This window comes from Pseudomonas sp. W5-36 (assembly GCF_046540455.1).
GTDB lineage: Bacteria > Pseudomonadota > Gammaproteobacteria > Pseudomonadales > Pseudomonadaceae > Aquipseudomonas > Aquipseudomonas graminis_B.
Window position 1 is genome coordinate 72,178 of record NZ_JAXCIQ010000010.1, and the last position, 20,386, is coordinate 92,563.

General features: G+C 58.0%; 18 protein-coding genes and 1 pseudogene. 7 read left to right on the top strand and 12 right to left on the bottom strand.

From position 1 onward, the window contains the following. Positions 1-38: 38 nt before the first annotated feature. From ampD to SLW74_RS17180, 4 genes are all read left to right on the top strand, one after another. Positions 39-587, top strand: coding sequence for a 1,6-anhydro-N-acetylmuramyl-L-alanine amidase AmpD (gene ampD / locus SLW74_RS17165; protein ID WP_296310638.1), 549 nt, complete (start codon positions 39-41; stop codon positions 585-587). Between the two features lie 15 nt (positions 588-602). After that, positions 603-1,439: a regulatory signaling modulator protein AmpE gene (gene ampE, locus SLW74_RS17170; RefSeq protein ID WP_410929597.1), complete on the top strand. Its 837-nt coding sequence runs from the start codon at positions 603-605 to the stop codon at positions 1,437-1,439. 367 nt (positions 1,440-1,806) lie between these two features. Next, positions 1,807-3,216: a putrescine-ornithine antiporter gene (gene potE / locus SLW74_RS17175; RefSeq protein WP_410929598.1), complete on the top strand. Its 1,410-nt coding sequence runs from the start codon at positions 1,807-1,809 to the stop codon at positions 3,214-3,216. Then, positions 3,213-5,498 (top strand): Orn/Lys/Arg decarboxylase N-terminal domain-containing protein, encoded by a 2,286-nt coding sequence (locus tag SLW74_RS17180; protein WP_410929599.1) that lies wholly within the window; start codon positions 3,213-3,215, stop codon positions 5,496-5,498. The genes potE and SLW74_RS17180 overlap by 4 nt, the downstream gene beginning before the upstream one ends. A 42-nt stretch (positions 5,499-5,540) precedes the next feature. Here SLW74_RS17180 and SLW74_RS17185 read toward each other — a convergent pair whose 3' ends face one another. The 4 genes from SLW74_RS17185 to SLW74_RS17200 form a co-directional block, all read right to left on the bottom strand. Beyond that, positions 5,541-5,813 (bottom strand): hypothetical protein, encoded by a 273-nt coding sequence (locus tag SLW74_RS17185; protein ID WP_065987633.1) that lies wholly within the window; start codon positions 5,811-5,813, stop codon positions 5,541-5,543. Between the two features lie 103 nt (positions 5,814-5,916). Then, the gene (locus tag SLW74_RS17190) at positions 5,917-6,765 is read right to left on the bottom strand and encodes an HPP family protein (RefSeq protein ID WP_410929600.1); all 849 of its coding nucleotides are present in this window, start codon (positions 6,763-6,765) and stop codon (positions 5,917-5,919) included. 2 nt (positions 6,766-6,767) lie between these two features. After that, a complete protein-coding gene (locus SLW74_RS17195; RefSeq protein WP_410929601.1) occupies positions 6,768-6,971 on the bottom strand; it encodes a hypothetical protein in 204 nt (67 codons plus the stop codon). Positions 6,972-7,447: 476 nt separating this feature from the next. Further along, entirely contained in the window at positions 7,448-8,626 is a 1,179-nt protein-coding gene (locus SLW74_RS17200; RefSeq protein ID WP_192133090.1) for a sugar transporter, read from the bottom strand. Positions 8,627-9,034: 408 nt separating this feature from the next. Between SLW74_RS17200 and SLW74_RS17205 the strand changes: the two genes are divergently transcribed. Then, complete coding sequence (locus SLW74_RS17205) at positions 9,035-11,794, top strand: autotransporter outer membrane beta-barrel domain-containing protein (protein WP_410929602.1); 2,760 nt, start codon at positions 9,035-9,037, stop codon at positions 11,792-11,794. 119 nt (positions 11,795-11,913) lie between these two features. Beyond that, positions 11,914-12,117 carry a DUF6021 family protein gene (locus SLW74_RS17210; RefSeq protein WP_410929603.1) on the top strand — a complete coding sequence of 68 codons (204 nt, stop codon included), beginning with the start codon at positions 11,914-11,916 and terminating at the stop codon, positions 12,115-12,117. A gap of 82 nt (positions 12,118-12,199) precedes the next feature. Here SLW74_RS17210 and SLW74_RS17215 read toward each other — a convergent pair whose 3' ends face one another. From SLW74_RS17215 to SLW74_RS17230, 4 genes are all read right to left on the bottom strand, one after another. Further along, positions 12,200-12,520 carry a YceK/YidQ family lipoprotein gene (locus SLW74_RS17215; RefSeq protein WP_410929604.1) on the bottom strand — a complete coding sequence of 107 codons (321 nt, stop codon included), beginning with the start codon at positions 12,518-12,520 and terminating at the stop codon, positions 12,200-12,202. 120 nt (positions 12,521-12,640) lie between these two features. After that, positions 12,641-13,057, bottom strand: coding sequence for a DUF1493 family protein (locus SLW74_RS17220; protein WP_410929605.1), 417 nt, complete (start codon positions 13,055-13,057; stop codon positions 12,641-12,643). Next, entirely contained in the window at positions 13,058-13,480 is a 423-nt protein-coding gene (locus tag SLW74_RS17225; RefSeq protein WP_410929653.1) for an STM2901 family protein, read from the bottom strand. 20 nt (positions 13,481-13,500) lie between these two features. Beyond that, entirely contained in the window at positions 13,501-14,019 is a 519-nt protein-coding gene (locus SLW74_RS17230; protein ID WP_410929606.1) for an Hcp family type VI secretion system effector, read from the bottom strand. Between the two features lie 399 nt (positions 14,020-14,418). Here SLW74_RS17230 and SLW74_RS17235 point away from each other — a divergent pair, with 399 nt between their 5' ends. Further along, complete coding sequence (locus SLW74_RS17235; protein ID WP_410929607.1) at positions 14,419-14,721, top strand: hypothetical protein; 303 nt, start codon at positions 14,419-14,421, stop codon at positions 14,719-14,721. 329 nt (positions 14,722-15,050) lie between these two features. On the opposite strand, the gene SLW74_RS17240 is transcribed toward SLW74_RS17235, so the two are convergent. The 4 genes and pseudogenes from SLW74_RS17240 to SLW74_RS17255 form a co-directional block, all read right to left on the bottom strand. Next, positions 15,051-15,515 (bottom strand): methyl-accepting chemotaxis protein, encoded by a 465-nt coding sequence (locus SLW74_RS17240; protein ID WP_410929654.1) that lies wholly within the window; start codon positions 15,513-15,515, stop codon positions 15,051-15,053. A gap of 69 nt (positions 15,516-15,584) precedes the next feature. Beyond that, positions 15,585-16,361: pseudogene (locus SLW74_RS17245) on the bottom strand (PAS domain-containing protein); the annotation flags it as partial. An 80-nt stretch (positions 16,362-16,441) separates the two neighbouring features. Then, the gene (locus SLW74_RS17250; protein ID WP_410929608.1) at positions 16,442-17,632 is read right to left on the bottom strand and encodes an Arm DNA-binding domain-containing protein; all 1,191 of its coding nucleotides are present in this window, start codon (positions 17,630-17,632) and stop codon (positions 16,442-16,444) included. Positions 17,633-18,097: 465 nt separating this feature from the next. Continuing rightward, the gene (locus SLW74_RS17255; protein WP_410929609.1) at positions 18,098-20,359 is read right to left on the bottom strand and encodes a phage tail tape measure protein; all 2,262 of its coding nucleotides are present in this window, start codon (positions 20,357-20,359) and stop codon (positions 18,098-18,100) included. Positions 20,360-20,386 lie beyond the last annotated feature (27 nt).

The window sequence follows — 20,386 nt, forward strand, 5'->3', positions numbered from 1 at the left end:
ATACTGCGCGCTGTTGTTTCACGCCCTAAGGATTTTCCATGCATCTGGACCCTGCCACCGGCTGGTGCCACGGCGCGCAGCATTGCCCTTCACCCAATTTCAATGCCCGGCCTGACAATGAAATTTCGTTGCTGGTGATTCACAACATCAGCCTGCCGCCCGCGCAGTTCAAGACCGGCAAGGTCCAGGCGTTTTTTCAGAATCGGCTGGACGTCACAGAACACCCTTACTTTGAAGGCATCGCTGAACTGCGGGTGTCTGCGCATTTCCTGATTGAGCGCGATGGAGCGGTCACTCAATTCGTGTCGTGCCTCGACCGTGCCTGGCACGCAGGTGTCTCGATCTTCGACGGTCGCGAGACGTGCAATGACTTTTCCGTTGGCATCGAGCTCGAAGGCACGGATGATCAACCTTTCACCGGCGCGCAGTATGAGGCGCTGATCGAGTTGACCCGCCAGTTGCAGGCGGCGTGGCCAGCGATCACGGGGCAACGCATATGCGGTCACAGCGACATTGCGCCGGGGCGCAAGACCGATCCGGGTCCGTGTTTTGACTGGGAGCGGTTTCGTGCCGCCCTGGACGTTTGAAGTGAGGAGCAGCTAATGAGTTTTCTGGTTTTGCTGCTGGCGGTCTGGATCGAGAAGTTTTCGGCCCTGCGCCAGCGCATTCAGCGCGACGGGCCATGGCTCAATCAATTGAGCCGGCTTGAATCCAACCCACGCTCAGCCAAGCGACCGTGGTGGATTTTAATGGTGACGGTTGTGCTGCCTTTGGTGGTCCTGGCCCTGGCATTGGTGATCGTGGGCTCGGTGGCCTACGGCTGGCTCGCGCTGCCGATCCACTTGCTGGTGCTGATTTACAGCCTCGGCCGTGGCGACGTCAAAGCCGCGCTCGGCTCGTTTCGAGATGCCTGCCGTCGAGGCGATCAGGAAGCGGCGGTGCTAGTTGCCGAACGCGACCTTGGGGTCCTGGCCGAGAATGAAGAACAGCTACTGGGCGGCGCTCAGACATATTTGCTGTGGCAGATTTATCAGGGCTTTTTTGCGGTGATTTTCTGGTATTTCGTGCTCGGCCCTGTTGCGGCGTTGGCCTACCGCTTACTGGCCCTTGCTTCGGAACACGGCAAAACACCGGCGCTCGTCGAGCGTGCAACACAGGCAAGGCATGCCTTTGACTGGGTGCCTGTGCGCTTGCTGGCCGCCAGCTTTGCGCTAGTGGGCAACTTCGTCGCGGTCAGCCGCGTGATGCTCAGCGAACTGCTCAACTGGAACATCAGCGCCTCCCGCCTGATCAGCAAAGTCGGCTGCGTCGCTGGCGAGGTCCCTGCGCCCGTGGTGGGCGTCGAGGGCGTCAACAGCTTGGACGTGTTGTGGGAGTTGCTCATCCGCTCGGCCATCGTCTGGTACGTCGGGTTTGCGCTGATCACGTTATTCGTTTGAAACGGTGGGAGCCGGCAAGCCGGCTCCCACCTGTTCAGCCCTCGCTTCGCTTGGTCCAAAAAAACCTGTCCGAATTGACCAGCGTTGCCGCTTCGCTACCTGACCACTGATTGATATAGATCAATACCCCTCCGGTCCTTGACGCTATCCTCTTTTGCCTTCGGCAAGACGCCGCCATCCCTCTGAACTGACAGTTCTTCTTAACGTTATTCACCCTTCAAACAACATAATTAGTCCAAGTAAAGATGGCTTGTCGCCAGCAACTAGCGGCTGGCCGGTTCTTGATTAACAAAACGCTGTTTTCTTGATTAACAAGAATCCTTTGCTATAGCTAAATCCTCTCACCTTTTGCAAACAGGGCAACGGAATGTCAGTCGCTAAGAAAATGAGCGTCGGTCAGCTCACGATGTTGACTGCGGTCAACATGCTCGGGTCCGGCATTGTGCTATTGCCCACCAAACTCGCCGAGGTGGGCGGCATTTCCATCCTGTCCTGGCTGATTACGGCCACCGGTTCGCTGGCTTTGGCCTACGCTTTTGCGCGGTGCGGCATGCTCAGTCGCAAGACCGGCGGCATGGGTGGATACGCGGAATACACCTTCGGTAAATCAGGTAACTACATCACCAACTACACCTACGGTTTGTCGTTGTTGATTGCCAACGTGGCCATCAGTATCACCGCAGTTGGATATATACAGACGCTGTTCGATATCAAGTTGGGTTCGCTTCAAGTTGGCCTGGCCACCATCGCGCTGTTATGGATCACCACGTTCGCCAACTTCGGCGGCGCACGTATTACCGGCAAGATTGGCGCGGTGACCGTATGGGGCGTTATTGCTCCGGTGGTGCTGGTATCGACGATCGGCTGGTTCTGGTTCGACAGCAGCACGTATGCGGCCGGATGGAATCCCCACGACAAAACCTGGTACGAGGCAGCGGGCGCTTCGGTAGCGATTACCCTGTGGGCGTTTCTCGGCCTGGAGTCGGCGTGCGCCAACGGCGATGCGGTGGAGAACCCCGAAAAGAATGTGCCCATCGCAGTGCTTGGCGGGACACTTGGCGCAGCAGTGATTTACATCGTGTCCACCAACGTCATTGCCGGCATCGTCGACAACGCGGCACTGGTTTCCTCAACGGCGCCGTTCGGGCTGGTGTTCGCCAAGATGTTCAACCCCATGATCGGCGACATCATCATGGGGCTCATGGTGCTCGCCTGCGTCGGCTCGCTGTTGGGCTGGCAGTTCACGGTGGCGCAGGTGTTCAAAAGCTCCGCAGACACCGGTTACTTCCTGCCTATCTTCGCCAAAGCCAACAAGCACGGGGTGCCCATCATCAGCATGCTGATCCTGCTGGCGATCCAGACCGCCCTGGCGCTGCTGACCATCAGCCCTGACCTGGCCAAGCAGTTCGACACACTGGTCAATCTTGCGGTGGTCACCAATCTGGTGCCGTACATCCTGTCGATGGCCACGCTGATGACCCTGCAAAAGGTCTCCAACGTGCCGCCGCAAAAAGCCCTCATCACCAACATCGTCGCCGGGATCGCCACCGCGTACAGCTATCTGGCGCTGTACAGCTCCGGCGCCGAGGCGTTGATGCTTGGCGGTGTGGCGACCATCGTCGGTTACACCCTGTTCGGCTTCGTCAACACGCGCCTGATCAAGCTTGAAGCGCTGAACAACAGCGTGCCGACCCAGACCGTTTCCGCGCAGCACATCGTCGGCGAGCCGATCCCCGTCAACAACCTGAACCTGGCCACCCTGGAGACTCGACCATGAGCGACAACAGACACCTGCTCGGCATGCTGGCGCTGCTGGTCAGCAGCCAGCCCGACAAACGCAGCGTGTTCGGCCGGGCCCTGATCCAGCTGATCAGCGATGTGGAAGATCGCGCCATCAGCGTGCTGACCTCCGAAAGCCTCAGCGACGCGAAGTCGATCCTCAGCACCGATCCGGCGATCCAGTGTGTGTTGCTCAGTTGGGAAATGGACAGCAGCGACGACCACAAGCAATGCATCGATCTGCTCACCACGCTGCGTGAGCGCAACACGCGTGTGCCGGTGTTTCTGATCAGCGATCGCAGCACGGCATCGAGTGTGCCGTTGATCGTCATGCAGCACGCCGATGACTTCATCTGGCTGCCGGAGGACACCAGCCGCTTCCTCAGCGGACGCATCATGGCGGCCATCGAACGCTACCGTCAGGCGGTGTTGCCGCCGATGTTCGGTGCGCTGCTGAAGTTTGCCCGCAGCTACGAATATTCCTGGCACACCCCGGGACACGCCGGCGGTACGGCCTTTCTGAAAAGCACGGCAGGCCGAGCCTTCTACGAGTTTTTTGGCGAGAACCTGCTGCGCTCCGACCTGTCGATTTCCGTCGGCGAACTCGGCTCGTTGCTCGACCACAGCGGCCCGATCGGCCAGGGCGAGCGCTATGCGGCGAAGGTGTTTGGCGCCCATCGCACGTACTACGTGACCAACGGCTCGTCGATGTCCAACCGGGTGATCCTGATGGCCAGCGTCACCCGGGACCAGATCGCCCTGTGCGACCGCAACTGTCATAAGTCTGCCGAACACGCGATGACGCTGTCCGGCGCCATCCCCACCTACCTGGTGCCCACGCGCAACCGCTTCGGCATCATCGGCCCGATCCTGCCGCAGACCTTGAGCGCCGAGAGCGTCAAAGCCGCCATCGCCAGCAACCCGCTGGTCAAAAGCCACATCGACCCGACGCCGGTGCATGCCATCGTCACCAACTCCACCTACGACGGCCTGACCTACAACGTCACCCGCGTTGAAGAGCTGCTGGGGCAGAGCGTTGACCGGCTGCATTTCGACGAAGCCTGGTACGGCTATGCCCGGTTCAACCCGCTGTACAAGGACCGCTTTGCCATGCACGGCAGCCCGGATGATCACGATCCGTCCAAACCCACCGTGTTCGCCACGCAGTCGACTCACAAGCTGCTCGCGGCGCTGTCCCAGGCCTCGATGATTCATGTCCGTAACGGCCGCAACCCGATTCCCCACGGGCGGTTCAACGAGTCCTACATGATGCACGCGTCGACCTCGCCCAATTACGCGATCATGGCGTCCTGTGACGTCAGCTCGGCGATGATGGAGGCGCCTAGTGGCCAGATTCTGACCAACGAATCCATTGAAGAAGCGGTGGCGTTCCGCCAGGTCATCTCGCGCATGCAGACCGACATGCTAAGCCAGGACGACTGGTTCTTCTCTTGCTGGCAGCCGCCTACGGTGCAGGTCGGGGCCACGGCGATTGCGTTTCACGAAGTCGATCCGGTTCGGCTCAAGACTGACCCGAACTGCTGGGTCTTGCACCCCAACGAGGTGTGGCACGGCTTCGGCGACATCGAAGACGGCTACTGCATGCTGGACCCGATCAAAGTGTCCATCCTCAGCCCGGGAATGGGTGATGACGGCAACCTGCTGGACTTCGGCATTCCGGCCTGCTTGCTCAGTGCCTACCTGGGGCATCAAGGCATCATCGTTGAGAAGACCACCGACTTCACCATCCTTTTCCTGTTCTCCATCGGAATCACCAAGGGCAAGTGGGGCACGCTGGTCAACGCGTTGCTCGACTTCAAGCGTGACTACGACACCAACCTGGAACTGGAGCTTTGCTTGCCCGAATTGCTGACGGCGAATCAGCAGCGCTATGCCGGCATGGGCTTGAAAGATCTGGCAGAAGACATTTTCGCCGCGATGAAAGAGACCAAGACCACAGCGGCCATGTCGAAGGCGTTCGGCACGTTGCCCAAGGCCGAATTCAGCCCGGTGGAGGCGTACGAGAAGTTAGTCAAAAACGAGGTAGAGCAGGTCACCTTGGAAGAGGCCGCCGGACGAATTGCCGCGACTGGCATCGTGCCTTATCCGCCGGGCATCCCGCTGCTGATGCCCGGGGAAAACGCGGGCCCTGCAGATGGGCCGTTGCTGGCCTATCTTCGGGCGCTGGAAAGCTTCGATCGGTCATTCCCCGGCTTCACCCACGACACCCACGGGATTGAAAGCGAAGCGGGGGTGTATCGGATGCTGGTCTTGAAATAGCTGCAGCGCTGAAAGGGGTGAGCCGTCTGGCGCCCCTCCGGCTCAGTTGCTCTGGGCCTTCTGCAGCGCTTGCTGCGTCAGCGCCACACATTCACGCCCGCCGTCATCGTTGTGCCGCGCCAAGGCCGCTTCGGCGCGGTGCACGGTCGTGTCGATATCGCTTTTGACCGCATCGCTGAGATGGGGGTTAGCGACTTTCGCGTCACGAACCTTGCTCAGGTTCATCTGGCACTGATTGTTGTCGTCGTTGGCATTTGCCGTGAAGGGCAGGGCACATGCAGTCAGGAGCAAGCCGGCAAGCAGGGCGTGTTTCATGTGGGTTTCCGCAGAATTGGGGGTGTGGCTCGTTATCGGTACGAGCCTTGTGCATCAGACCTCAGATTCCGGATTTCTGCCAGTGGGTGCCCAATGCTGGCTATCAGTTCACCAGCGTGATGATGCCCACCACCTTCTTGTCACCATCCAGCACCGGCAGATATTTGCTGTCATTTTTGGCGAGCATCTTCATCGCGTCAGCCATCGAATGCTCCAGCGAGAGGCTGTGGGTACTGCGCGAGAGAATCCGGGCGGCGTCGATATCGGAACGGTTGCGTCGCAGCGCATGGGCTTCGGTCTTGTGCAGAATCTCCTCAAGGTCCTCGCGAGAAACATCGACGAACTCGCCCATTTCCTCCAGCGCCTTGTCGAGATCTTCAGCGTTGAAGCCGTCGCTGTTGAGTGGCACCTGTTCGGGCGTCGGCAGCTCACTGGCCTGCGCCTTGGGGTAACGCACCCTGGTCAGGTTGTTGTAGATCAGCGCGCCAGCCAGCAGACACACTGCGTTGAGCATCACCGGGCCAAGCACTTGAAGGCCCATGGGCGACAGCTCGTTCTTCGAGGTGACGATGCAGATCGCGACCGCAGCAGCGGGCGGGTGCAAACAGCGGAGCACGCACATGAGCAGGATGGACGAGCAGACCGCTAGGCTAGCGGCATTAATGGTGTTGCCGAGCAGCCTGATGGACAACAGCGCCACCAGCGCGGCGATCAGGTAACTGCCGAGGATCGCCCACGGTTGAGCGAGCGCGCCGGTCGACACCGCGAACAGCAGCACCGCCGACGCGCCCACCGGCCCCAGCAGGTGCAGCGTGATGTCGATGCCGTACAACTCGCGGCAGAACACCGCGCTGACGAAGATGCCCAGGCACGCGCCGATGGCGGCACGCGACCATTCGGCAGGGTGGGTGTTTAGCGAGTGGGGGATAAAACTACGCAGGAGGTTTTTCACGATCAACACATTTCAAGAGAGAGGATAAAAGCGTTGAAGCCCACCACCTCATTGCTGAAGTGGTTTTCCGCCGAAGGCATCATGAAGGCGCCGAAGCGATTGTCCTCAACGAGACCGTGGCCGTTCTTGCGGGCGATGACATGTTGTGAGTAATAGTTCTTTCCAAATGTTGGAAAACTAACGTGCAACGTGACGTCTCGGGTCATGTCGATTGCTCCGCATGTAACAGAACGTTGAAAGCGTGAAAGGTGCTGATAAGTGTCAGCTACTTGGCCTTAGTTGGCCGGTGCCACAACACGACTGTCCTCATCGTCCGCGGTCATCAAGACCGATCCCAGATCGAAGAGTTTGAGGGCGACGACGTAGCTGGTAAGCGCTGCGAGCGTCAAGCAAGTAAGGAGATGAACGATCATTTTTCCTGCCCTCGGTTCGTGTTTGGGTGTGAGGGCGATGGTACGCCCATCAGTTTTGAGCGGAAGGCATTAGCGGGAATGTTGGTTATCGATGGGAATGATGGATCGTTCGCCGTGGCGCGGCGAACGCAGTTCATGTGGGAGTGAGCTTGCTCACGAATACGGCGTTTCAGACGCTGGCTGTCTGGCAGATACACAACTGTTTGAGAGGAAGCTTGAGCGACATCACGGTCGCTCCCGCCTTTCATACTGTGTTCGGCGTTTCGTCTTTATGCCCGAATGGTTTCGCCATAGCGATGTGTCGCCAGGCACGCCAGCAACAAACCACTGATCGCGACCATCCCGCCTACCAGTCCGATGTTGGCCACGCCGAGCTGGCTGATCACCACGCTGCCCAACAGCGCGCCGCCGCCGATGCCAATGTTGTAGATGCCCGAATGCAGCGCCATGGCCACGTCCGTGGCGTCCGGCGCCATCGCCAGGACCTTGGACTGCATTACCAGACCAAAGCACATGATCGCCATGCCCCAGACCACGCTCAGCGTACCCATCGACGATGAGTTGCCGGACAGCGGCAGCAGCAGAATCAGACACGCCGCCAGGGCGCCGATCGCAGTGATCAGCAGGCCGCGCGGGTAACGGTCGTTGTAGCGGCTGAAGATCACCGACCCGACGATCCCGGCGCCGCCGAACAGCAAGAGGATAACGGTGGTCATGTCGCCATTCATCTTCGCCACGATCTGTGCGAACGGTTCGATGTAGCTGTAGGCCGTGAACTGCGCCGTGACCACCAGCGCCGTCAGCAGGTAGAGCGACATCAGCGCCGGGCGCTTGAACAGCATCGGCAGGCTGCGCAACGAGCCCGAGTTCTGGCTCGGCAGCAGCGGCAGCGACTTCATCAACACTAACACCGTGAGGCCCGAGGCAATGGCAATCGCCAGGAAGGTTGCGCGCCAGCCCAGCGCTTCGCCGAGCACGCGTCCCAGCGGAATGCCGAGCACCATCGCCAGCGCTGTGCCGGTTGCCAACAGACCGAGGGCTTGAACCTGCTTGCCCTCCGGTGCCACTCGCACAGCCAGCGATGCGGTCACCGACCAGAACACGGCGTGGGCCACTGCGATACCGACGCGACTGACCAGCAGCATGCCGAAGCTCGATGACAGGCTCGACATCACATGGGCGGCGATGAACGTCAGAAACACAAACAACAGCAACTTGCGCCGCTCGATGTTGCGGGTCATCAGCATCATCGGCAGCGACGTGAGGGACACGATCCACGCATAAACCGTCAGCATCAGGCCGACTTGGGCGGTGGTCATGTCGAAGCTATGACCGATGGCGCTCAACAAACCCACCGGCACGAATTCCGTGGTGTTGAAGATGAACGCTGCCAGGGCCAGCGCGATCACGCTCAGCCAACTTCCGGTGTGTGCATTAGTGGTATTCATCAATACGAATGCCCTCCTGAAGAATTCGGTTTGCCGTTTCCCCAGTGAAAAACGCCGACAAGCAGAAAGACCGCTCGAGGCGTGTGCCTGGGCGGTGCATGCGGTCAGCTGAATATTATGAGTATGGGGAGATGCGACGAGATGTTGCGGATTCTACGCCGTTGTCATCGTTGTCACAACCGCGGCCGGGCGCGGTCGCCGGGTCACAAGCCGGTGCTGATCGAAGGCTTCAGGCGTGTGCCTAAGCGGCGTTTTCCCGCAAACTCACCTGTCGATAAGGCTCGCGCCGTTTGACATGTCGGGGTTTGTATCCTTCGCTTGTACTGTCAGGGCGACAATTGGACGCACTTGCTTGAGTGCGCTCTTTATAGGGATGTAAGCACGCGGGTCATTCCGCAGGACGTTGTGATGAAACAGCCCGATCGGGCATTTTTCCGCCAGTTTCTCCGTGTGTCTTGTGTATCAGTGCTGTTGCCAGTCACGCCGATCGAAGCGGCTTGCACGTTGGTGTCAGGGACAGGAAATGACAACTACGTATGCGACAGCAGCACCAGTCCGGGCCTGGTCGATCTGGCCGGCGATAACGTGCTGACGTTTCCAACTGGCGGCACGGGCGTGGTGACGGGCAACATCCTGTTTGGCAACGGCGCCGACCGGATTGTCATGAGCTCCGGCCGGGTACAGGGCACCATCAACCAGGGCGCGGGCACAAACGTGATGGTGATGGAGGCCGGGACCATCACCGGCAGCCTCATGCAGGGTCCCGGTATCGACAACTTTTTCATGAGCGGCGGCACCCTCCAGTCACTGGCGCAGGGTGATAGCCGCGACGTGTTTTCCATGAGCGGCGGGACCATCGTCGGGGCGTTTGAAGACGGTGACGTCGCGACCCTCAGCGACGGCACCATTGGCCGCGTCGACATGAAGCTCGACAACAATCTTTTCGACATGTCGGGCGGCCGGATCATCGGCAACCTCGTCACCGGTTTCGGCCGCGACACCATTGTCGTTTCGGGCGGCAGCATTGGCGGCAACATCAGCGTCAGTGGCGGCAACGACAGCATCAGCGTGAACGGCGGGACGGTATCCGGCGAAATCCGCGCCAGCTTCGGCGACGACACGTTCGCGTGGAACGGGGGCGGAGTGATCCAGTCCTCCGTGCTGATGGGCGACGGCAATGACCGCGCCTCAATCAGCAACCTCAATGAAAGCACGCTGAGTTCGAACCCTTTGCTAGACGGCGGACTGGGTAATGACCAACTGACGTTTTTCCAGACCCTCAGCGCCGGGGCCGGGCGCTACCTGGGGTGGGAAGCGATTGATCTCACCGGGCAGTCGCGTTTCACGCTCGACACCGACCTCTTTCTTGGCGACAGCGTGAGCAACACCGGCACGTTCAACATCGACAGCTCCAGTACGTTGGAGGTGACACAAGGCGCCTTTCGCCCGTACGCCGCAGGGCAGCTCGCCTCGTTGAACAACGCCGGGACTGTCGACATGACCGCCAACAGCGTCGTGGCCGGCGACAGACTTACCGTGTACGGCAACTACCTGGGCAATAACGGCCGGTTGCTGCTGCAGACAACGCTGGGCGACGACCGCTCGGCCAGTGACCGACTGGTGGTGTCCCAAGGTGCAATCAGCGGCAACACCCAGCTGGGCATCAGCAACCTCAACGGGCTGGGCGGAGTGACTCAGGACAATGGTATTGAGGTAATTCAGGCCGTCAATGGAGCGACCAGCACCGGCGACGCCTTTGTGCTGGGCAACCGCGTCGTGGCCGGCGCTTACCGCTATCAGTTGTTCAAGGGCGGCGTGACGGCCGGGACCGAAAACAGCTGGTTCCTGCGCTCTTCGGTGGCTGCGGTCCGAAGCCCATTGAGCGTACCGCCGCCCACCGCACCGCATGTGGTGGATCCGACACCCCAGCCCGTCACGCCGTCGCCTGTCATTCCGACGCCTATACCAACGCCAACACCAACACCAACACCTGTTCCTGTTCCCGTTCCCGTTCCCGTTCCCGAGCCAGTGCCAGTGCCAGTGCCAGTGCCTCCGGTCCCTGTCGATCCGGACGAACCGGCCGTTGAGCCACCGACCCTTGTTCCCGTCCCACCGCCTGCTGCTCCGGTTACACCCTCCGTTGCGCCTGCCGTTGTCTCGCCAGTCCCGGCCCCGTTAACGGCACCATTGCCAACGGCGTCGCCCGGCGCCGAGCCCATCCCGTTATATCGCCTGGAAGTGCCGATCTATTCGGTGTTCGTGCCGGCTGCGCAGATCATGGCGCGTGAAGCGCTGGGTACTTTTCATGATCGTCAGGGCGATCAAAACCTGCTCAGCGGTGCGCCCGGCGGATGGGCGCGGCTGTATGGCAGCGACATACGCAGGGACTGGGCCGGCGATGCCTCGCCGCATTTCGATGGGTCGACCAAGGGCTACCAAGTGGGCCACGACCTGTATGTCGCACCGACTGATTCCGGCCGGGTGCAACGCGCTGGCGTCTTCGTCGGCCAGAGCCGGTTACAAGGCAGCGTCGAGGGATTCGCCGAAGGCTTCAAGGGCACAAAAGCCGGCCGCATGAAAATCAACGGCGACCACTTCGGCGCCTATTGGAGCCTGGTCGACCCGGGCCGCTGGTACCTGGACGCCGTCGCCATGGGCACACGTCTCGGCGGCAGCAGCCGATCCGATCAAGGCATCAGGCTCGACACCGACGGCCATGCCATCAGCCTGTCTCTGGAAACGGGCTACCCGATGGCCGTCTCCGAACGCTGGGTCGTTGAACCCCAAGTGCAGGTCATCCATCAACGGATCGACCTCGACCGCCAGAACGACGGCATCTCCGACGTCTCGTTTGATTCACAGGACTACTGGACGAGTCGAGTCGGCGCGCGCTTGAAGGGCCGTTACTTGATCGACAATCTGCCCGTCGAACCCTACCTGCGCGCGAACGTCTGGCAGGTGCTGGATGGCAAGGACACCGTGACCTACAACGGCGTCGACCGGATCAAAACCCGACACAGGTCCTCATCCACCGACATTGGCGCTGGCTTGATCGTTGGTGTGGCGAAGGGAGTAAGCGTGTACTTCGCGGTGGACTACGCCGCCCAGCTGGACAGCAATGAACTGGCGGGAGTCAGCGGCAGTGTCGGCATTCGTGCGAGTTGGTGAGCCGTGTGATGGGCAGGCGATTTCGAAACCGCCCGTCTAATCCGCGGCACTTGGAGCGCTTGTGGGCTTCTCATGGTCATGGTGCGGATAACTCGCACGTAAACGAGGAGATCGAATTCATGGCTAATGACACTTCGCTTACAGGGACCAGCGCGCAGACGGATCCGGATAAGGATCTTGGGTTTAATGAGGAATCGCCCGATGTTTCCGACCCGCAGGTTGATCCGACAGAGCCCGCGCGTACCGAGAACGATCCGGTGACTGAAGAGCCAACCACTAGGCGTGGGAATGATGAGCTGTTGCCGGGGAAGGGCGGGGTCTGATCGACTCGCGGTGAACCCAAAAGCCCTGCTGATTCGAGCGGGGCTTTTTTATGGCTTTTGGCGAATGTTGACGGCGTGCTGATCAGCGCTGCTTGCGCTTGACCGGAATAACACCGAGCTCATTCTGCTGATAAATCGTGTAGGGCAGGACGAGGGTGTCTGCAATCCCTGAAAGCAGCATGTCGGCCGCAGCGATCGGAGCTGAGTCATGGACGCCATACCTTTCCGGCGCATCCATGGTGCAATACCCGTAAGCGAAGCCGCTGTAAACGCGCGGGATCTGAGAGCAATACGAATGCCACCCGGCCAGATTTTCCGCTGCGCCCGGCCCGTTGTAGAGCGTGAGGATGGTGCCGCAGCCAGATAGGGGTAGGGTGAGGAATGCTGCAATCCATTGCTTCATGAGCGGTCCTGGTTTTGGGGTGTTAGGGGCTGCAAATCCAATTGCGGATTAGAGTCTGACGACGTGGCCAAATAATTTTTGGTTTGAGGTATATACCATTCACGACAGAGACCCTTGCCGCTATATCTCATGCCCTGGCAGCGGTATGTCGGTCTTACTGTTGTACAAAGGGATATTGCTGTAGCTGACCTGCTCCAGCAGAGTCGGATCCCAAGTTTGTGTTTTGGCGGCCAGATACAACATCCCTAGCTTAATTGGTATCTTCCCCTGTCTCTCCTTGCCACGCCTGAAAGAGAGCAGGTCAAAACCTTCTGGCACGAAGTATCTGTAAGGGTCATAGTTATCGATGTTCACCGAGAACCGTTGGAAAAACTCTGGCATCAGCTCGTTGGCGTCGTCGCCTTCAATGCCTAGATCACGGTTGATATCCGTGGATAGACTTAAATCTTTAAATGCGGTTGCGCTGAATTCAAAGGTTTCGTGAATGCACTCTATTATTTTGCCGAGCAGTTCGTAATCAACTTCATTATTGTTCATTCAAAATACCTGATCTTCAGGGCGCACAATAGCGTTGTAGGTAACGACAGTCTTGTAGCCTATTAGGCCTAGCTCGGCGGCAGTGTAAGCCCATCCGAATACAGGTATGGCACGCCCTACGAATGCAGCGAGATAAGGGGTTCGTCTTAATCTGGGCGGCCACATTCCAACAACTGTTGGTGCCCGATACCCGCCAGGGAACTTTGTTTTTCTAAGCACGCGTCGGGAAAGGACAGACGCTACGGAAGTGTTCGGAATCGCGCCCCCAGGCTTCCCCCGAGTTGGAATTACATTAGCCCCGCTAACGATTGCCAACGCAGATGCTACATCGTCTAGACCAAATTCTTCCATTGTCGTCTCAGCGGCAATCACCCAGAGCAACTGATCCGCCGTAAGCCCACAATCGCCGTCATAGCAATATATATTAGGCGCTTATACCGTCCTTATGCGTAAGTGTTGTTTCGGGTTTGGTCCCAGCCGGCAGAGCTTTGCCCTGTGATTAGCCCGGTGATGCGGCTTTGCTGGGAGTACACAATGTTGACTTTGGCATAATCAAACCATACGACCTCTTCAGGGAATAACGAGGCCGCAGCGTCGAAAATATTTCCGCTGTGGATGCCACTTATGATAACTTCCTCGAATACAATCTCCAGAAATTTTTGTTTTTCTCCACCTGCTCTATACACGCTCATTACTATCTTTTTGAAGTGCCGTCCCGCGCAGCAGGCTTCGAGTATTTTAGGTGTTGCAACATCCACTCGTTTTACAACGCTGAAGTGACTTAAATAAACGCGGCCTACTGTGGCACCGCCAGCCGAGCTCGCTGTTCTGGAGACCGCTTGAGTAGCGGCGAGGTTGTACGCGGATATCTCTATCCAGTTTTTATGCTCGAAGTCCGAGCAATCGCCATCCAGACCGTCTATCCATAAAAAAGTATCAAATGCCTTTCCTGCTCCCTGCAACTGATCGTGCGGATTTGATTGATGTCAGGGGCAAAGCTTAACGTCGCTATCAAACCTCGCCAACCCTTACCAACAGATGCCAGAGCACCTGAATGCTCATAGCCATTGGCATCAAGCAAAACAGACATCAGTAGGTGTCTTTTTGGATTCGAGCCAAGGGCGGCTCTTTGCGGCTAGTCTTGGATGCCGGGACACCGGATCACGCTGGCAACCCCTTGCTGGGCGGAGCGGTCATCGGGCTGTTTGGGGGGGGGGCTGTCAGGGCAAAGGCAGCCGACTCTATCAGCGCCAAGGGGATGTCTGCGTAATACATTCATTTTGTGAGGTCCTAAGCTGGTCATTGAAATGCCCAGCCGAATGATGGCACTGTCTGGTCTCTCCAACGAAAGGATTCCGACTGTGCACCGCAAACTTTCCCTGATCCTGTGCCTTAGCTGCCTGCCTGCTTTCTCTCAAGCCGCTGATTACGATATGAAAAAATACTGTGGAAAAGTTTCGGATGCAGTGGGGGGTAGTGCTCAGATCGAGCTCGGCTGTCGAGAGCAAGAAGCGGATGCTCGGGCTGAGATCCCTGCCAAGAACGCTTCGCCAAAAATAATGGCTTACTGTGATCGAGTAGCGAAAGCAGTAGGCGGGAGTTACCAAATATTGTCAGGTTGCATCGACCAAGAGCAGGAAGCCCAAGCGCAACTCGACAGGTGATCCTATTTAGCCGATCAATACCGCCCCGGCCCATCATTTCTGAAGAATCGGATGAGCCTGCCGCTTATGCTGGCGCTGGCGGTTCAATCCTAAGCTCAGCAAGCGCATCGAGTCGTTGCGTGGCCGCAAATCACTACACCTTCGCAGTGCCTGGCAGTGCATGGGCTCTTGAGTTAATCGCATTTCAGCCACAAAAAAAGACGTCCAAGGACGTCTTCTTTTTAGGATTTGGTGGAGCCGGGGGGATTTGAACCCCCAGCTAAGCCTTGAAATACGTGGCCCTCAGTCCGAAGGCTGGCATAAAGCTGTCATTGTCTAGCATCGGTCCGTCATAGCTGTTTTGAAAAACGTTCCACCGCCCCAACAACTTCACGAGCCCCGGCTTGAATTTCTAAAATCACGCTACCCGCTTGTTGAGCAAGGTTCAGACCTAATTCTGCCTGCGATTTGCTAGTACCCATGCCAGACACCGCTTGATTTACCAAGGACTGGTTCTCTTGGACTACGGTAACTATCTCCTCAGTGGCGGAGCTTGTGCGGGCCGCGAGTTGCCTAACTTCGTCAGCCACCACCGCGAATCCTCGTCCTTGTTCTCCTGCCCTTGCCGCTTCAATAGCAGCGTTCAATGCCAGGAGGTTAGTTTGCTGCGCAATGCCTCCAATGGTTTGAACAATTGAGCTAATCAATAATGACTGTTTTCCCAACGCCTCGATACCGTTTGAAGCCGACGTGACCTGATCAACGATCAAATTCATCGTAGCAACCGTTTCCTTTACTACTGCAGCTCCACGCATCGCCGTAGCATCAGTTCGCTGCGAAATATCGAAGGCGGTATTTGCCGCGTCATTGACCTCTTGCTCTCGACGCACCTGATCAGTGACTGGTGTTGCAAACTTTACGACTTTATAGAGCCTGTTTTGAGTGTCTAGGACTGGGTTGTAGGTGGCTTCTAGCCAGATCTCATTGCCGTGACTGTCAATTCTCTTGAAGCGATCGGCAACAAAGCGCCCTGACCTGAGAGTATTCCAAAAGCTTTCATATTCCGGTGATCCCACGTGTGTCGGGTCACAGAAAATACGGTGATGTCGACCCTTGATCTCGGCGAGTGAATAGCCAACAGCCCTTAGGAAGTGGTCGTTAGCGGTAATCACATTGCCTGCCATGTCAAATTCTATGACCGCTGTAGATCTCAGCAAAGCTTGAATGAGTGCGCTCTCTTCTTGATGCTTGTCGATAGATTCGGTGACATCAAAGCCGTAGCATGTCATGGCGATGACCTGGCCAGTGACATCGATCGATGGTCTCCATGCCGCACGCATCCAGACAAGAGTATTGTCATTTTTGATGAATCTATAATCATCAGATGTCGAGGTGCCATTTTTCATAGCTTTCATGAAATTTTTGTAGCAGGGAAGTTCGCTGACATATGGAGGCGTGATGCTCCCCAATGGTTGGCCTAGGAGCGATGATTTATCTCTGCTCAGAAAAGCCGCAAACTTTTCGCCAACCTGGATAATGTTCATGTTGCGATCGACGGTGATCGTCAGCATCTCCTGAGCAAGCATCTCCTGTGCGCTCCGTAGGTTCTGAACCTCAGCTTCTAGACTAGCAACCGTGCTTTTCAGCCTTTTGTTAAACATGCAATCACCGTCCGATATGAGCGCTCATATCGTTGTATCGGTGCTTAGGACATAAAGCTTAGCCTGCCAGAGAGAAATATTTAGTTGTATGGCTTGCTATTTATATTGGCATCCGCTTCGGCAGAGCTCGCATACCACAACTTCTCAGCTTTTGAGCCGACGGTTTCGTCCGCGCTTGGCATCCATCGGCCGTACACCCTCGCTATCATCGTCCAGTCGCTATGACCCATTTGCTGAGCGACCCACATCGGATGCTCGCCCGCAGATAGCATCATCGAGGCGTATGTGTGGCGGGTCTGGTACGGCCGCCGGTACCGAACACCAGCTTTCTTCACCGCGTGTGCCCACATGGTCTTCCGGATCGGTCCGTCACCAGCCCAGCGTTCGAGAGTGCGAGGATTCTGGAACACCTCATCCCCGGCTAGGAAGGTGTGATCCTTCTGCGCTTTTAATGCCGTCAGAGCTGGACCAAGTAGCTTTACCGCTCGGCGGCCTGATGCCGTCTTCGGTATCTCTGCAACCCCCTTTGCCGCTTGGGTCATAGCCTTGGTGATCATTATCTCTCCACGTATCCAGTCAACGTCCCCCCAATTCAGCGCAACCATCTCGCTCGTCCGGAGACCAGTCCATAACGCGAACTGCACTAGGTTTGCCGCTTGGCCAGCGAGGGCGGCAATGATCGCTCGCTGCTCTTCCGGACTGAATGGATCAACGTCATCCTCATCTGCCGGAGCCGACTTGCGCTTGTACGTCCATCCGGCCATCGGGTTGTTCTCAATCAACTCCTCGTCGACCGCTTCGGTGAGTGCCGAGCGGAGGCAGCTCTGGATGTTGCTCAGCGTCTTGTTGCCAATCTCCAGCGTGTCGAGCCAGTCCTTGATCATCTTCCGCTTCAGATCGACCATCATGTGCGTGCCGAGGGCTGGCACGAGTCGGTGCTCGACAAGTTTGCGATAGCCTTCGTAGGTGCTGCTGGAAAGGTGCTTCTTCTTCGACGCGAGCCACCTGGTCAGGAAACCGGCGACCGTTTCATGCGATGCTTGCGGCGCAAACTTAGCAGCCCTGGCCGAGCCCGGGAAGGTGACCGAGTAATCGAACGTGCCGATGGAAATTGCATGCTCGATCGCCGCCTTGTGCTGCCCGGCTTTCTTCAGATTAGTGGCGGTGGGCTTGAGCGTGATGCGCTCGCGGCACCGGACGCCCCGATACATGAACGTGATTTCGATACTCGAATCGGAGATCGCCCGAACTCCCCGCCCATCTCTACCCATGACTCATATCCCTCTGTGTCGATCAGCGTCCGGCCGTCCGGAGCCTTGTACCAAATCTCGCCAAGCCGCCAGATTCCATCACGGATCTTCGAGCGGATAGCGTCCTCGCTGTAGCCAGACTCGCTGGCAAATTTTCTAATAGTCATGTAGCGCATTGAGTGACTCCTGACGCGTCAGGTTTGCTATCCGTCTAAAGCTGACGTGCGCGCCAATCCGCGCCAACTGAGTTGATTGGCGGGACGGTGCGGCGTGCTTTATCGTTTGGCATCAGACCGCAGGAGGCCCTATGCGCCAAAGAGGCTTGAAGTTTCATCAGTGGACCGAGCGAAGGCTCAGTGCTTTCAGATATAGCGAGATTTTGCCAGGCGGCACGCAGCTCGACATTCGGATTCATGTCTCTGAGCCAGTAACGCTCATCTTCGTCGGCATTTATACGAGCGATGGCTCGATGGTGAGTGAGGAAACTTACGCCACCCTGCACGTCGCACATGATGAAGCACTCAGCCGAATGACCAGCTCCCCGTTCAACTGCGACTTGCCTGACGCACCGGCGAGCAAATTGCCCGGTGCAGGCAGTATCGCGCCGGGCATCAGCGGCAGCGGGCGATCAAAGATCGGGCCGTTGTCGGCCGTAAACGACTCTTTTGGCTGACTGAGCCCAGCGGTGACGACTGGCGCTGCCTGCCGAGGAACCTGCGCCGCAGCGACAGGCGCAGCCTGTTTAATGCCATCTGCTGCAACCACGGGCGCAGGCTGCTGACTGATGCCCGCTGCGAAGTGCCTGAGCCCTTCCGTGCCGGTATTGATCACACCGCCGGACAGCGTGGCAGGGTCGCTTTTCGAGAAAAAGTTGCTGACCTGCGCCGCCTTGCCCTTGACCCAGCCCGTGGCCGCTTCGGTTTTCTGATTGGCCCAGTCACCTGCCTCCATCAGCGGCTGAATGTAAGGCCGAATCCTCTCGAACAGGCCCTTGAAGTAAGCCACCAGTCGCTCCCACTTCTCGGTGACGATCTGCACCGGATCAAAGCCCAACTGCTCTTTGATCCAGCCCCATGCCGCAGCCATGGTGTCCTTGATGCCTTCCCAGGCAACCGCAGCCAGCGCGCGAATGACGTCCCACAGCGCGCTAAAGAACTCCGACAGCGGTTGCCAATTGCGAGCGATAACCGTCATGGGTGCCCAGTTGAAAGCAGCCTTCATGAAGTCCCAGGTGGACACAGCGGCGGCCTTGATGACGTCCCAGAGCGCTCCGAGGAATTCGCTGATGGGCTCCCAGTTGGCAATGATTTGTCCCACCGGGGACCACTTGAACAACTGTTTCATCCAGCCCCACACCGCCATTGCCGGTCCCTTGATGCTGTCCCACAGCTGCTCGAAGTACGGCGCCAGGGTGTCCCAATTTGCGACGATCACACCGACAGCGGCGGCAATAGCCACGGCCGCAATGCCGATCGGGGTCGCTGAAAAGGCAAGCCCTAACAACCTGGTGGCGACAGTTGCTGCTACCGCGCCCACGCGAATGGCAGTGAAAGCGACGCCAGCCATGGCGAGTCCTCTGACAAACGCAGGGTTGGCCTGAATCAAGTCGCCCACATGGCTGATAAAGGGCCGCAGCTTATTGATCACGGCATTTAGCGGGGGTAAAAATGCTTGGTCCAACGCTATGCTCGCCCGGTTCAAAGAACCTCGCATGAGCGTCAAGTTGTTTTCAGTCGTGGCCGCACGCGAAGCGTATTCGGCTTCCATTGAGCCGGCGTACTGCGAAGCGTCACCGGTCTTTTTAAGATTGCTCTCAAGCAGCCCTAGATTGGTAAGCAGTGGCGAGATTGCAGCAACGGACTCAGTGCCGAAGAGATTGGTCAGCAGCGCTGGGCGCTTGACTGCATCAACCTCAGCAATACGCTTGAGCACCTGAAGCATCGTGCCTTGAGCATCCTTCTGCATTCCTGCCGCCACGGTTTTCGAGTTCAATCTGAGCGACTTCATCGCGTTTGACTGAGTCTTCGTCGCGGCGCTGCCCTTGGTAAGCGCCAGCATGAAGTTCTTGATGCCGGTGGCAGCCACCTCCTGCTCGACACCCGTGCCAGCCATAGTCGCGCCCAGCGCCGCAATCTGACCCGACGCTACGCCCGCGACTTCCCCCAACGGCCCGACGCGAGTAACGATGTCGGAAATCTGCTTGGTATTGGCCGGCCCGGTGTTCCCCAAGTAGTTGATCTTGTCAGCGAGCCCGACCACCTCGGCTTGGGTCATTTTGAAGGAGGTCCGCCACTTGGCCATCATGTCGCCGCTTTGCTCAGCGGTCTGGTCAAACGCGATGCCCATCTTTACCGCGTCTTGTGCAAAACCCAGAAGTTCTCCCCGGGCAATGCCTGACTGCCCGCCCGCTGCAACGATCTTGGCGATGTCATTGGCGGCCATCGGCAGCCGTTCCGACATTTTGGTGATGTCGTCGCCCATCTCCTTGAATTGGCTGGGCGCGTCAAAGTTGACTACCTTGCGCACGTCGGCCATCGCCGATTCGAACTCTATCGCTGCGCGCGTCCCCATCACGAACGGCGCTGCCAGCGCGCCGCCGGTGATGACCTCCTTGAAACTGAGATTGCCCAGACCTGTGTTCTGCAGGCCCTTGCGGAAGTTGGCAACGTTCTTGCGAATGCCGGCCAGCGTTGGCGACAGCTTGTCGACACCGGTGATCAGTGCCTTGAGCTGAAATTGATCTGCCATCAGTCCACCTGCAACGCGCGGTTGATC